Genomic DNA, 13,567 nt, shown 5'->3' on the forward strand with positions numbered 1-13,567 from the left:
GGCGGTGAGACTCACTTGCCGGACCCGTTCCCCGAGCCCGAGCCGGAGCCGGAGTTGGGCGTCTCCTGCTTCCCGCTGTTGGTCGTGTCGACCTTCTGCCAATCGGGCCGAACGACGTGGGGCTTGGCGATGCGCACCATGGCGATCTCCTCTGGGGAATCCGGTATGCCTCTCTGACACACCAACCTGAACGGTCCGGGCGGACATGACCGACGCAACTCCGGACTGTTCGCTCCGTCGGCCCGCCCCGTGAGGCGGGGCCGGACCGAATGCTCGGCGAACGCTCGGGGCTCGACTCCTGAAACCCGGCGAAAGCCGCATCTGGTCGTCGCGGCGGCGCCTTATCCGAGCTTTCGGCACTCGACGCGGGAGGTTCTCTCGAAAGAGCCTTTCGAAAGGTTCTTTTCATAGGTATCGTCCCTGGCATGGACGGGTCAGAGCGGAAACTTCGTGACGCGCGCGAGCTGCGGGCGCTCGCCCACCCCGTACGCATGCGGCTGTGCCAGGCCCTGTACCAACGCGGCACCGCGACCGCCACCGAGCTGGCCGAGATGGTCGGAGAAAGTCCGGCCAACTGCTCCTGGCATCTGCGTCAGCTCGCCAAGTACGGCTTCGTCGAAGAGGCCGGCGGCGGGAAGGGCCGGAATCGTCCATGGCGACCCGTGCCGCGCGCGTTGTCGTGGGGGGACGGTGACGAGTCGGGCGAGGTGGCCGCCGCGAGTGACGCGCTCAGCGCGCAGTACGTCGAGCAGGAGTTCGCGGGGCTGCGCGACTGGCTCGCGTGGCGGCGCACCGACCCGCCCGAATGGCAGGACGCCGCCAACTGGGTGCAGAACATCGACTGGCTCACCCCGGAAGAGCTGAAAGAGCTCAACGAGGCCCTCATCTCCATCGTCACCCGCCACCGGGAACGCCGGGATCCGGCCGACCGTCCCCCCGGGGCGCGCCGTGTTCGGATCTTCGCCTGGGCCGTGCCCGCCGAACCGTACGCCGAAGACTGATGCGTGCCGTTCTGCGGATCCCGGCCTTCCGGCTGCTCTTCACCGGCCTGGCCGCGAGCATGGTCGGCGACGCGCTGATGGTGCTGGTGTACGCCATCTGGGTCAAGAGCCTCACCGGCTCGAACGGGGCGGCCGGACTGGTCACCCTGTTCGTGGCGGTGCCGTACGTCCTGGCTCCGCTCGGCGGGTGGTTGGTCGATCGCTTCCGACGCCGCCCCTTCCTCGTCGTCGCCAACCTCGCCTCGGCGCTGATGCTGCTCCCGCTGTTCGCCGTACGCGACGCCGCGGACGTCTGGATCATCTACATGGTCGCCGCGCTGTACGGCATCTCGTCGGTGACGATCGCCGCCGCGCTCAGCGGCCTGTTGAAGGACCTGCTCGCCGAGGACCTGCTGGCCGACGCCAACGGCACGCTGCAGACGGTCAAGGAGGGACTCCGGCTGGGTGGCCCGCTGGCGGGTGCGGCGCTGTTCGCCACGTTAGGCGGCGCGGCCGTCGCCGCGATCGATGCCGTCACATTCCTGATCGCGGCGGCCGTCATCGCCCAGATGCGGCTGCGCGAGGAGCCGCCCGTACGCTCGGGCCCGCACTGGCTGCGCGAGCTGACGGCGGGCCTGGCCCACATCAGGACGGACGCGGCGCTACGCCGCATGGCGCTCGCCATGGGCATCGGTTTTCTCTTCATCGGCGTCACCGAGTCGGCGATCTTCGCCGTCATCGACCAGGGCCTGCACCGGCCGCCCGAGTTCGTCGGCGTGCTCACCTCCGCTCAGGGCATCGGCGCCATCGCCGGTGGACTGTGGGCGGCCCGGCTCATCCAGCGGGTCGGGGAGCTCACGGCGATCGCGACCGGCATGGCGGCGGTCGGACTGGGCGATGGCCTGAAGGCCGCCCCGTCGCTGCCGATCATCCTCATCGGCCTGGTCGGCACCGGCTGGGGCCTGGCGACGATGGTCGTCGGATTCACCACGGTGATACAGCGGCGCACGCCCGGACCGCTGATCGGCCGGGTCTCGGCAGCGGCCGAAACGCTGGTCAGCGGGCCCCAGACGATCTCCATCGCGGCCGGCGCCACCCTGGTGTCGGTGGTGGACTACCGGCTGCTGCTGATGGTCGTCACGGCGGGCATGCTCATCGCCGCCGCCTGGCTGTGGCCCGCGCGCCGACTGACCGCACAAGCCCCTCCGGCGGACCGCCCGGTCGAAGTCGGCCGTTGACCGGCGTCATGTCGCCGGGGTGGCGGTGGCGCGGTGGACGCGGGCGCTGAGGGAGCGCAGGTGGTCGATGAGTTCCGGCGGTTCGTGCACGGTGAACTCGCAGCCGAGCATGGCGAGCCGCAGCGCCAGCCAGTCGAGTGTGTCGGCGTGGGTGCGCAGGCGGCAGCTCCGCGCGTCGATCGGTTCGATCTCACCGAGCCGGCCTGCCGGAGCGTCGTCGGCCGGCAGGTGGAGGGTCACCAGGGCCCGGTAGGTCGGGACGAGCGAGTACAGCTTGCCGGTGACGTAGGCGGCGGCGTCCTCCTGGGGCGGCCGGCGCGGGGTGTTCGGCACGCCCGTCGGCCGCGGTCGCCGAACCCGGTCCATGCGGAAGATCCGCCAGTCGTCGCGGCCGAGGTCGTACGCGACGAGGTACCAGCGGCGTCCGGCGGCGACCAGCCGGTACGGCTCGACGAGGCGGTCGTTGTCGGCACCGTCGGCAGCGGATTCTTCGCGGGACCGGTAGGCGAACCGCAGCCGCCGGCGGCTCGCCGCGGCGACGGCGACGGTCGTGAGGTCGTCCGGGTCGATGCTCGGACCGGCCTCGCCCAGCAGCGCGACGGTGGCGGCGCCCAGGGCGCCCACCCGCTGCCGGAGGCGCGACGGCAGCACCTGTTCCAGTTTGGTGAGGGCCCGCAGTGACGCCTCCGCCATGCCGCCGACCGGATGCGCGGCGGCGGTGCTGAGGGCGACCGCGATGGCCACCGCCTCCTCGTCGTCGACGAGCAGCGGCGGCATGGCCGTACCCGCGACGAGGCGGTAGCCGCCCGTCGGGCCCATCGTGGCCTCGACCGGATAGCCGAGGTCGCGCAGCCGCTCGACGTCACGGCGGACCGTGCGCGGGCTTACGCCCATGCGCTCGGCGAGCTCGCTGCCCGGCCACTCGCGCGAAGTCTGCAGCAGGGACAGCAACGTCAGCAGGCGGGCCGCGGTCACGGCCAGAGTCTAGGACGGGTTCCGACCTATACGCGGCCTAGTGTCGGTGGAAGTCGACGGCGAACGCCCCGCCCGGCGCTTCGGCAGTGGGTCAGGGACCGCTCCGCACGCGAAAGCCCAGGCCAGGGACAAGTTCCCCAACCTGGGCTTCGATCTCGGTAAGCCCGGCTGTCGGCCGCCATCCGGTCAGAAGCGGAGAACGCTGGAGCAATCGTCCCCTGCCCAGGCCACCTGGCGTGGCCGACGTCCGCGCCAGGTGGTCTGCGGTCGTCTCCGCTCAGGCGCAGGCGAGGTGCCAGGACCCGTACGTTCCCGAGACGTAGGCGCCGTCCTTGCGCAGTCCGACCCGGTACAAGAAGCAGTAGCCCTCGGTGTAATCCTGGTTCCAGACCACGTCGCCGCTGTACCAGTCCAAACTACCGTTGTAGCTGGTGGCGTAGCTCTTGAAGATCTTGGAGTCGGACGTGGAGGGCGTACCGCCCGTCGGCTTGGTCATCTCCATCCAGACTCCCATGCCGTCCGCGCAGAAGTCCTTGAAGCCGAAGTTGTCGCCGTTCGGCTCGAACCAGACCCCGGCGCAGCTGTTGTTGTTCTCCGCGTAGACGGTGGAGCTGGCGTGTGCCGGGGCGGCCATGGTGAGGGTTGTGGCCGCCGCGGCGGCCACCGTGGCGGCCGTGATGGTGAGCTTCTTGAACACGGGCTGTCCCTTTCTCCCGGGAGGAGCCGCCGGTCAAGGGGGCCGGGTTCTCCTCCGATGAGAGGGATAGTCCTCAAGGGGTTCCGGAGATCAACATTAAGTTCGTGAGATTCGTCTGAGGAATTTCGAACGGTCGCTCTGTGTCGCTCCAAGGGAACCAACGCGCGTTGGGGCGCGCGTTCGGTCAGCGGAATCGGAAGGCGCTCGTCGGCAGTCGCGCACTGCCGAGACTTTTGGTCGTTCTGGCGACCAAAAGTCTCGGCGATCAAGATGGCGCTTCGACCAGGGGTCAGGGGAGGCGGGCGGTGAGGGTCAGCACCCGGGTGACCTGGGTCGCGGAGAAGTTGTCGTCGCTGATGAGGTGGATCCGGGCCCTGCGGAGACCGGCGGAGGTGTCGACCTGGAGACCCTCGTAGTTGTCCAGCAGCGGGTTGGTCTGCGCCTCGGGGCTGGTGGCGCCCAGCGTCGGGCACTTCACCAGGTCGGAGACGAGCTCCTTGCGCACGATGTCACGGGACGGCGCGGCGGAGAGGTTGGCGACCTTGCTCACGTCCGGGGCCCGGTCCGCGTCGCGCACGGCGTACAGCTGGATGGTGTTGCCCTTGACCGCGTCCCAGGCCGCCTCGAGGACCAGCAGCCGCCCGTCGCCGTACGCCGCGACGTCGGCGATCCGGTTGCCGGGCTCGACCCGGTAGCCGATCTGGCGGGTGAGCCGATAGCCGTCGCCGTGCGCCCGGTACACCAGAAGACGCCGCCAGACGCCCTCGCCGGTGGCCGGCGCGTCCCCGCTGAGCGTGCCCTCCATCGCGGCGTAGACGTAGCGTCCGTCCGGCGACATGCTCAGGCCCTCGAGGGTGGCGTTGACGGTCGCCTCGCCGGCCGGGGCGACCTGGAAGCGCGCCGGTACCTCGAGCGAGGCGCGCTCCCTGCCCTTACGGTCGAAGACGCGGATCGACGGCTCGGTCTCCGAGCTGACCAGGAAGTTCCCGTTGGGGAGGACGACGACGCCCTCGCCGTCGAAGTTGTTCCCGTCGTAGGGGGTGCCGTCCGGCTTGGTCAGCACGAGGGTGTCGGTGACCTTGGGCGCGGCGGTGTCGCGGAAGAAGAAGAGCCGGGCGGCCTGGGTGCCGCTGTGGTCCTCGACGGTCACGTACCCGCGGGTGCGCCGGTCGTAGGCGATGGCCGACAGTCCGCCGACCCCGATCCCGTTGAACGTGGCCTTGTTCAGTGCGTCGCTGTAGCCGACCGCCGTGGCCGCGGGCGGGCAGGTGGCGGCCGTACGGGCCGTGGGGGCCGACGTGGCGGCGTACGCGGCGCCGGGGACCGCCAGGGTTCCGACGACCGCGGCCGGGACCACGGCCGTGGCGATACGGCGAGCGGCTCGACGGGTGACGCGTTGCATCATGGAGCGATTTCCCTCGGATAACGGAAGATCATCTGTGCTACTACGCGGCATAGTTGATCACATCGGGATGAACGGCGTCCGACCGACCGCTGACCTCCGTGGGACGCGGCCCCGGTGGACGCGGCGGGCCGAGTCGCGATAGTCCGTACAGTCATGACACGACTTGTCCTCGGGCCCATGCTGCGCCACGTCGGCCCTCGTACCGCGACGGTGTGGGTGGAGACCGACCGGCCGTGCGAGGTCCGTGTCCTCGGCGCCGCGGCGCGAACCTTCACCGTCCACGGGCACCACTACGCGCTCGTGGACGTCGATGGGCTGGAGCCCGGCACGGACACCCCGTACGAGGTGCTCCTCGACGGCGAACACGCGTGGCCGGAGGACGGCGCCGCGCCCGGCCGCATCCGTACGCGTACGGCCGACGGCGCGCGGCGGTTCGCGGTCGGGTCGTGCCGGGTGGCGCCGGCCTCCGTGGAGACGCACGGCTTCGACATGCTGTCGGTGTACGCGCGCCGGCTGCTGGCGGGCGAGGAGCCGCCCGACGAACTGCTGCTGATCGGCGACCAGGTGTACGCCGACGAGACGGGGCCGGAGATCCGGGAGTTCATCGCCGCCCGCCGCGACATCGAGCGGCCGCCGTACGGCGAGATCGCCGACTTCGAGGAGTACGCGGAGCTGTACCGGCTCGCCTGGGGCGCGGACCCGCTGGTCCGGTGGCTGCTGGCCACGGTGCCCAGCTCGATGATCTTCGATGACCACGACATCCGCGACGACTGGAACACCTCGGAGACGTGGCGGCGGCAGATGCGCGCCCAGGACTGGTGGGCGAAGCGGATCACCGGCGGGCTCGGCGCGTACTGGGTCTACCAGCACCTCGGCAACCTGTCACCGGCGGAGCGCGCCGCGGACCCGGTCTACCAGGCGGTGCTGGCGGCGGACGGCGACGCGGGCCCGATCGTGGACGAGTTCGCCGAGCGCGCCGACCGGGAACCGGCGGGGGTCCGGTGGAGCTACGTCCACGACCACGGACGGACCAGGCTCGTGGTGGTGGACAGCCGCTGCGGGCGCGTGCTGGGCGACGGCGAACGCGCCATGCTCGACGACGCGGAGTTCGCCTGGCTGGACGAGCGGCTGCGCGCGGACGTCGACCACCTCATCGTCGCGACGTCGCTGCCCTTCCTGCTGCCGACGGCCATCCACGACATCGAGTCGTGGAACGAGGCGGTCGCGGGCGGCGCGTGGGGCCGGTGGGCGGCGAACCTCGGCGAACGGATCCGGCAGGGCGCCGACCTGGAGCACTGGGCGGCGTTCCAGGCGTCGTTCCGCGCGGTGGCGAACACCCTGCTCGACGTCGCGAACGGGCCGCGCCCGCCCGCGAGCATCACGCTCGTCTCCGGCGACGTCCACTTCTCCTACCTCGCGCGGGTGCGCGGCACCCGCACGCCGATCTCCCAGGTCGTGTGCTCGCCGCTGCGCAATCCCCTCGTCGGCCGGTTCCGGATGGCCAACCGCACGGCCTGCCGGCGCCTCGGCGACCTGCCCGTACGGGCGCTGGCGCGGCTCGCCGGAGTGCGGCGGGCGCCGCTGCGGTGGCGGCTCACCGACGGACCCTGGTTCGACAACGCGCTGGCGACCGTGCACGTCGACGGGCGGACGGCCACGGTGCGCTGGGACTCCGCCGACGCCGAGGACCGGCTCCGCGAACTCGGCCGCGCCGAGCTGACCTGAACCCAGAGCGTTCGGAGCGTCAGCGGAACTGCTCGTCGGGCGCCTCGTCGGTCTTCTTCAGCAGGTCGTCGAGCAGCGCGTCGTACTCGTCCTCCGGGCGGCCGAGGTCGAGCCGGCAGCGGTAGCGGATCCGCAGCAGTCCCTCGAGGGCGTCCGGGTCGGTCGACCGGGCGATGTCGGCACCCTCGGTGGACCAGTCGTGCGCGCCGACCAGGTCGCCCTGCTCGTGCAGCAGCTCGGCGACGGCGCGGAAGACCTCCGGGTCCTTCGGGTTGTCGGCGCGTACTCGGTCGATCAGTGCCCGGGCCTCGTCGGTGCGTTCGAGTTCGAAGAGCGCGCCGGCGAGATAGATGCGCGGGTCGCCGTAGGTATCCCCGCCGTCCTCGAGCGCGCGGCGGTACGCCTCCGCGGCCCTCTCGTGGTCCCCGGCGTGCTGCCACTGTTCACCGGCACGCAGCAACAGGCCGGCGCGGGAGACGCCGACTGAGGCCGTATCGGCGAGTTCGATGAACCGTGTCGCCGCAGCGGCGTGATCACCGGTGCGGAGAGTCTCGAACTCGAGGTCATCGAGATCGTCTTCGGTCACATGCGTCACCTTCTAGACGCTACCCGGCCTACCTGCTGCGAATCTGGTCATTTGGGATCATCCCCCGACCAGAACCGGGCCGGACGGCCCGGCCGGTACAGACGTTACCGCGCTCAGTTGCGCCGCGAGCGTTCCAGCGCGTCCCAGAAGCCGCGTCGCAGCGCGTGGCGCACCTCGTCGTGCAGCAGGAAGTCGATCGGCAGGGACGAGCCCTGCAGGAGCCGTGCCTCCAGGTCCGAGGGCATCCGCGGCTTGCGGGCCAGCACCGCCTCCAGCCAGAGGGCGGGCGCGTCGCGGGCCACCGACTCGCCGAAGTCCTGCCCCTCCTTGTGCGCCGCCTTCACCGCGTCGGCCAGGGTCGGGGCGGACTGCTGGACCGGCGTCGGCGTGATCTGCTGCGGCCCGGTGTAGGGGCCCACCGGCTGCTGCGGGTACAGCGGACCGCTGACGTTGCCGCCGGCGGTCGGCGACGAGCCGGCCGTAGGCACGGAAGGCGTGGGCGCCGAGTGGGTGGGCACCGAGCGGAGCGGGGGCGTGGGCGTGATCGGCTGGCTGTCGCCGGAATGGCGGCCGAGGCTCGACGCGGTGCTGCCCGCCGACGGGCCGAGGGACGGCGGCGCGGTGATCGGCGTGCTCGGCGGCGCGGCGCCGTGCTGCGGGGACGGCCGGAGCGGGGCCAGCGCGCCGCCCGAGCCGTTGGAACTGCCGTTGGAAAGCGGTGCGGACGAGGTGTCCACCCCGGCCAGCAGGTTGACGTACGGCCGGAGGTGACCGGCGGCGATCTCGATGAGGTCGTCGCACTCCTGCCGGAGGACCCGGGAGATCGTCCAGTTGCCGTCGACGGCCACGTGCACGACCGTGAGCCGGACGCCGAGGTCCTGCGCGTCGGCGATCACCTGGGCGAGGTCCTCGTCGCCGCTGACGATGACGGCGTCGGCGACCCCGCCGTTGCGGGCGAGCGTCATCAGGTCGCGATGGATCTCGTTGTCGACGCCCTCGCGGCGGCCCGGGCGGATCCGGGAGAGCCGGAGCTTGATGCCCGGCAGGTCGGCCAGCGCGTCGTGCTCCGGCGTGCGACGACCCTCGACCGTCGCCTCGTACCAGTAGCAGCGCAGCAGCGGCAGCCCGGTGCGCTCTCGGGCGAGGTTGCCGAGGAGTTGCAGCAGCCCGGCGAAGTCCCACGACACGGACTCACGACGGCGGGTTCCGTGCACCGCCATCGCGCCGTCCGCCAGCAGATAGCCGGCATCTACGAACAGCGCACAGCGATCCACGCGACACCGCCCCTTTCTCGGCACGAGACCCTTATCAGTGACCCACGGGTGGGCTTTCGAGCCGGCGAGCGACCTCGGGCACCACAGCGTAGTGAAGTCCGTCGTCGGCGTGGGCCGATCCGGTGATTGGCCGCTCCTCGAGATTATGGGGGATATGTGGCTTTCCGAACCCGGTCGGCCGCACTCCTCCCGCGTGTCAGCGTTGACTCGGTCGCTCGCCACTGTATGACGGGGAGCGCCGCGACACGGCTGACTTGGGAAGACCACCGGGCGCGGATGCCCGATGGGCGTCGGTACCACCCGCTAAATTCAGGGAGAACATCTCGCGTCCCTCCCCCGGCGGACACAGTGATCCCCCCTCGCGGACAGGCCCTTCCGGCTCGCTCGTTCCGCGTGTCGCGTCCCCGAGCCGGGCCCGGCCGCGCCGCCTCAGAGGGAGGCGATCAACTCGGTGAGGGCGCGGGCCGTCGCCCGGGGATCGGTGACGGCGGCGAAGTGCCCGCCGAGGTTCGCGGCGACCGTCCAGCCGCGCATCCTCGCCTGCGCGGCCTGCCTCTCGTACGCGTCGGACGTGCGCAGGTACCCGCACGGCGCGTCGGGCCAGTCCTGCGGCATCGGCAGCGGCTCGGCGAAGAACTCGTCGTCGCGGCGGCGGGCGGTCACCCCGGCCTGCGGCTCCTCGTCGGGGAACCGCCCGCCGTCCTTCAGCGCCTCCGCGAACTCCGGCCCGAACGCCCCCGCCTGGTCCAGGCGGCTCGACCCCGCCGGCGGCGGAAGCTCCGCGTCGACGAAGGCATACGCGCCGACGAGGCGATGCGCCGCGCGCTGCGCCGCGCCGACCGGCGGCAGCAGCGGGCCCGCCCCGCCGTGCCCGACCAGGACGATGGGCGGCCGCACGCCCGCCCTGGTGATCTCCAGCGCCGCGCGGGCGACGTAGCGGCCGGCGTACGGCGGCCGGTCGTCGTCGGTGATCTCCGGCACCACGACGTCGTACGGGCCGAGGGCCTCCGGCAGGGCGCCCCAGGCGGACGCGGTGGTCAGCGGGCTGTGCAGCAGAACGAGGGTGCCGGGTTCCATGAGTAGAGTTTCGCGTATGACGGATCGTGACGATCTCCTGGCCGAGATCAAGAGCAAGGCAGTCGTACACGGCAGGGTGGTCCTGTCGTCCGGTCAGGAGGCCGACTTCTACGTCGACCTGCGCCGCGTGACCCTCGACGGGCACGCCGCCCCGCTCATCGGGCGCGCGATGCTCGACCTCACCGAGGACCTCGGCTACGAGGCCGTCGGCGGGCTGACGCTCGGCGCCGATCCGGTCGCCACCGCGATGCTGCACGCCGCCGCCGCGCGCGGCCGGCACCTGGACGCGTTCGTCGTCCGCAAGGCGGGCAAGGCGCACGGGCTGCAGCGGCGCGTCGAAGGGCCCGATGTCGCCGGGCGGCGGGTGCTCGCCGTCGAGGACACCTCGACGACCGGCAACTCGGTGCTGACGGCGGTGGAGGCGCTGCGCGAGGCCGGCGCCGAGGTCGTCGGCGTGGCCACCATCGTCGAGCGCGGCGCGGGTCCGCGCATCGCCGAGACGGGGCTGCCGTACCGCTCGGTGTTCACCCTGGACGACCTCGGGCTCGGCTGAGGGCTCGGCCGACCGAGGACCGTCGGCCCCGGCTGGACCGTGCCACGAGGGGGCCGGGCCGACGTCCTTACTGCTGCTTGGCCGGCGCGTAGTAGGTGCGCTGCTGGCCGTGCCGGCCCCTGGACTGCTGCCGCCCGTTCACGACGACGCTGACCGTGCTCGCGTCGTCGACCTGCAGGAGCAGGCGGGTACCGGTGTAGCTCTTGCGCTCGCCGTGGGCGAGCGAGCCGTTGTAGACGACGTCGGTGGCGCTGGGCCCGGCGACGTAGATCTGGCACTGGGCGACCAGGCACTGGACGTCGATCTCGTTGCCGGATTGGGCGCTCGGCGCGCTCCGCTTCGACTTCGCCGTGTCGCTGGGCGCGACCGCGCTGGACGACGGGTCGGGCGCGGTGGAGGCCGTCTTGGACGCGTCCTTGGTGAGCGCCCCCCAGAGCGACACGCCACCGACGATCACGAGGCCCAGCGCCAAGCTGACGGCGAGGACCGCGATGGCTATGCGTGCGAGACCCATGGGGTCTGATCGGTGACGTCCCACAGGGGGAGGTTAGCGATAACCGGGACCGTCAGCGACGGTGACGGCCAGATGGCATCGCCGTCTTTCGGCCGTCACCGCTCTGCCCGGTCTTCTTCGGCCCTCTGATGATCTCGCGGATCACCGGGATGACCGACAGGATCACCGCGATGGCGACGACGGGGAGGATGTACTTGTCGATCCCCTTGACCCGGTCGCCGAGGAACCGGCCGAGCAGGATGATCGTCTCGGTCCAGACGACTCCGCCGATCACGTTGAAGACGAGGAACCGGCCCGCGGACATCTCCAGCATCCCGGCGAGCGGGTTGAGGAAGGTGCGCACGACCGGGGCGAAGCGGGCCAGCACGACGGCCTTGGCCGGGCCGAACTTGTTGAAGTAGTGCTCGGCCTTCTCGACGTGGTCCTGCCGGAACAGCCGTGAGTCGGGCCGGTCGAAGAGTTTCCGGCCGTACTTCGCGCCGAGGAAGTGCCCGACCTGGGCGCCCGCGATCGCGCAGATCGGCGCCCCGATCAGGAGCACCGGGAGCGGCAGCGGCGCGATGCCGGCGTGGTGAGCGGCGGCCGTCGTGGTGAAGACGCCCGCGGTGACCAGCAGCGTGTCACCGGGCAGGAAGAACCCGATGAGCAGGCCGGTCTCGGCGAAGATTACGGCGAGGATGCCGACAAGTCCGAACGTCGCGATGAGGGACTTGGGATCCAGGATGTTCACGGCGAGTGCCACGGCCTGAGCGTACCGGTAGGCGTGCCATGTCCGGGCCGCACGCGGATTTCGGGATACTGGAGTCGAGCCGGCCGGGAGCCATGCCCAAGGAAGGAAGAGCCATGCCCATCGCAACCCCTGAGGTATACGCGGAGATGCTCGATCGGGCAAAGCGTCAGGGCTTCGCCTACCCCGCGATCAACGTCACCTCGAGCCAGACGCTGAACGCCGCCCTGCGCGGATTCGCGGAGGCGGAGAGCGACGGGATCATCCAGGTCTCGACCGGCGGTGCGGAGTTCCTCTCCGGCGCCACCGTGAAGGACATGGTCACGGGCGCCACGGCGCTCGCGGAGTACGCCCGCGTGGTCGCCGAGAAGTACCCCGTGCAGATCGCGCTGCACACCGACCACTGCCCGAAGAACAAGCTCGACGGCTTCATGAAGCCGCTGATCAAGATCTCCCAGGAGCGGGTGGCCCGCGGCGAGGAGCCGCTGTTCCAGTCGCACATGTGGGACGGCTCGGCCGTTCCGCTCGAGGAGAACCTCCAGATCGCGGCCGAGCTCATCGAGGAGTGCGCGAAGGCTCGCGTGATCATGGAGATGGAGATCGGCGTCGTCGGCGGCGAGGAGGACGGCGTCGTCGGCGAGATCAACGAGAAGCTCTACACCACGCCGGGCGACGCCCTGGCCACGGTCGAGGCCGTGGGTCTCGGTGAGAAGGGCCGCTACCTCCTCGCCGCGACGTTCGGCAACGTGCACGGCGTCTACAAGCCGGGTCACGTGAAGCTGCGGCCGGAGGTCCTGAAGGAGATCCAGGAGGTCGTCGGCGAGCAGTACGGCAAGGAGAAGCCGTTCGACCTGGTCTTCCACGGCGGCTCCGGCTCCACGCTGGAGGAGATCCGGGAGGCGGTGTCGTACGGCGTGGTGAAGATGAACATCGACACCGACACGCAGTACGCCTTCACGCGGCCGGTCGCCGACCACATGTTCAAGAACTACGACGGCGTGCTGAAGATCGACGGCGAGGTCGGCAACAAGAAGGCCTACGACCCGCGCGCGTACGGCAAGGCCGCCGAGGCGGGCATGGCCGCGCGCATCGTCGAGGCGTGCGAGCACCTCCTGTCCCAGGGCACCAAGATCAAGTAAGGGCCCCGGAACGTAGGGCGGGGACGGCCGGCGGTCGCGGCCGTCCCCGCGTTGCTTGACGAAACCCGGCGGCCTACGCTGGGAACGTGCTCCACCGCACATATGACGACCAGAACTGCTCGATCGCGCGGGCGCTGGAGATCGTCGGCGAGCGCTGGACCCTGCTGATCATCCGTGACGCCTTCGAGGGCGTCCGCCGCTTCGACGACTTCCAGGCGGACCTCGGCGTGGCGCGCAACGTCCTGACGGACCGCCTGAGCCGCCTGTGCGAGGAGGGCATCCTCCGGCGCCATCGTTACCAGGAGCGGCCCGACCGCTACGAGTACCGGCTGACCCGCAAGGGCGTGGGGCTGTGGCCGGCGATGATGTCCCTCCTCCTGTGGGGCGACCAGCACTACGCCGAGGACGGCTCTCCGGTCGTCCTCGCCCACCGCGGCTGCACCGGCCGGCTGACGCCCGCCCTGACGTGCTCGGAGTGCGGAGCCGCCATGGGCCCCACCGACGTCGAGCCGCGGCCCGGCCCGGGCGCGCGCCCGACGGACCGGATCGTCCAGCAGGCCGCGGACGGCACTCATTGATCAAATTCTCCTCAAGGCCCGAACGATCTTGATTGGGCGGGCGTCTCACTCTCCGACCGCACACTGACGGGCGCCCGCGGCGCCCGTCGACCTCTCGGG

General features: G+C 71.2%; 15 protein-coding genes. 6 read left to right on the forward strand and 9 right to left on the reverse strand.

Translation table 11 applies throughout. The features are described 5' to 3' along the window. Window positions 1-11: 11 nt before the first annotated feature. Window positions 12-140, reverse strand: coding sequence for a hypothetical protein (locus tag AB0L00_RS19860; RefSeq protein ID WP_364435948.1), 129 nt, complete (start codon window positions 138-140; stop codon window positions 12-14). Window positions 141-425: 285 nt separating this feature from the next. Here AB0L00_RS19860 and AB0L00_RS19865 point away from each other — a divergent pair, with 285 nt between their 5' ends. Both AB0L00_RS19865 and AB0L00_RS19870 read left to right on the forward strand, forming a co-directional pair. After that, window positions 426-1,001 (forward strand): helix-turn-helix domain-containing protein, encoded by a 576-nt coding sequence (locus AB0L00_RS19865; protein WP_364435951.1) that lies wholly within the window; start codon window positions 426-428, stop codon window positions 999-1,001. Further along, a complete protein-coding gene (locus AB0L00_RS19870) occupies window positions 1,001-2,218 on the forward strand; it encodes an MFS transporter (RefSeq protein ID WP_364435953.1) in 1,218 nt (405 codons plus the stop codon). The genes AB0L00_RS19865 and AB0L00_RS19870 overlap by 1 nt, the downstream gene beginning before the upstream one ends. A gap of 6 nt (window positions 2,219-2,224) precedes the next feature. Here AB0L00_RS19870 and AB0L00_RS19875 read toward each other — a convergent pair whose 3' ends face one another. From AB0L00_RS19875 to AB0L00_RS19885, 3 genes are all read right to left on the reverse strand, one after another. Further along, complete coding sequence (locus AB0L00_RS19875; protein ID WP_364436248.1) at window positions 2,225-3,199, reverse strand: YafY family protein; 975 nt, start codon at window positions 3,197-3,199, stop codon at window positions 2,225-2,227. A gap of 271 nt (window positions 3,200-3,470) precedes the next feature. Further along, entirely contained in the window at window positions 3,471-3,890 is a 420-nt protein-coding gene (locus tag AB0L00_RS19880; RefSeq protein WP_364435956.1) for a hypothetical protein, read from the reverse strand. A gap of 289 nt (window positions 3,891-4,179) precedes the next feature. Beyond that, window positions 4,180-5,295 (reverse strand): esterase-like activity of phytase family protein, encoded by a 1,116-nt coding sequence (locus AB0L00_RS19885; protein WP_364435959.1) that lies wholly within the window; start codon window positions 5,293-5,295, stop codon window positions 4,180-4,182. A 153-nt stretch (window positions 5,296-5,448) separates the two neighbouring features. On the opposite strand from AB0L00_RS19885, the gene AB0L00_RS19890 reads away from it, so the two are divergent. Beyond that, window positions 5,449-7,020, forward strand: a complete 1,572-nt coding sequence (locus AB0L00_RS19890) for an alkaline phosphatase D family protein (protein ID WP_364435962.1) — start codon at window positions 5,449-5,451, stop codon at window positions 7,018-7,020. Window positions 7,021-7,039: 19 nt separating this feature from the next. On the opposite strand, the gene AB0L00_RS19895 is transcribed toward AB0L00_RS19890, so the two are convergent. The 3 genes from AB0L00_RS19895 to AB0L00_RS19905 form a co-directional block, all read right to left on the reverse strand. Further along, window positions 7,040-7,606: a tetratricopeptide repeat protein gene (locus AB0L00_RS19895; protein WP_364435965.1), complete on the reverse strand. Its 567-nt coding sequence runs from the start codon at window positions 7,604-7,606 to the stop codon at window positions 7,040-7,042. Between the two features lie 113 nt (window positions 7,607-7,719). Continuing rightward, a complete protein-coding gene (locus tag AB0L00_RS19900) occupies window positions 7,720-8,880 on the reverse strand; it encodes an NYN domain-containing protein (RefSeq protein WP_364435968.1) in 1,161 nt (386 codons plus the stop codon). Window positions 8,881-9,309: 429 nt separating this feature from the next. Next, window positions 9,310-9,957, reverse strand: a complete 648-nt coding sequence (locus AB0L00_RS19905; RefSeq protein WP_364435970.1) for a hypothetical protein — start codon at window positions 9,955-9,957, stop codon at window positions 9,310-9,312. A 16-nt stretch (window positions 9,958-9,973) separates the two neighbouring features. Here AB0L00_RS19905 and pyrE point away from each other — a divergent pair, with 16 nt between their 5' ends. Then, window positions 9,974-10,510 carry an orotate phosphoribosyltransferase gene (pyrE, locus tag AB0L00_RS19910; protein ID WP_364435973.1) on the forward strand — a complete coding sequence of 179 codons (537 nt, stop codon included), beginning with the start codon at window positions 9,974-9,976 and terminating at the stop codon, window positions 10,508-10,510. 67 nt (window positions 10,511-10,577) lie between these two features. Here the strand turns inward: pyrE and AB0L00_RS19915 are convergent, their stop codons facing one another. Beyond that, window positions 10,578-11,024, reverse strand: a complete 447-nt coding sequence (locus AB0L00_RS19915; RefSeq protein ID WP_364435976.1) for a hypothetical protein — start codon at window positions 11,022-11,024, stop codon at window positions 10,578-10,580. A gap of 52 nt (window positions 11,025-11,076) precedes the next feature. Beyond that, window positions 11,077-11,766 carry a DedA family protein gene (locus AB0L00_RS19920; protein WP_345366838.1) on the reverse strand — a complete coding sequence of 230 codons (690 nt, stop codon included), beginning with the start codon at window positions 11,764-11,766 and terminating at the stop codon, window positions 11,077-11,079. Between the two features lie 101 nt (window positions 11,767-11,867). On the opposite strand from AB0L00_RS19920, the gene fbaA reads away from it, so the two are divergent. Continuing rightward, entirely contained in the window at window positions 11,868-12,890 is a 1,023-nt protein-coding gene (fbaA, locus tag AB0L00_RS19925; RefSeq protein WP_345366836.1) for a class II fructose-bisphosphate aldolase, read from the forward strand. Window positions 12,891-12,976: 86 nt separating this feature from the next. Next, on the forward strand, window positions 12,977-13,468 hold the full coding sequence (locus AB0L00_RS19930; protein WP_364435980.1) for a helix-turn-helix domain-containing protein: 492 nt from the start codon (window positions 12,977-12,979) through the stop codon (window positions 13,466-13,468). Window positions 13,469-13,567: the final 99 nt, after the last annotated feature.

This window comes from Actinoallomurus sp. NPDC052308 (genome assembly GCF_040679195.1).
Lineage (GTDB): Bacteria > Actinomycetota > Actinomycetes > Streptosporangiales > Streptosporangiaceae > Actinoallomurus > Actinoallomurus liliacearum.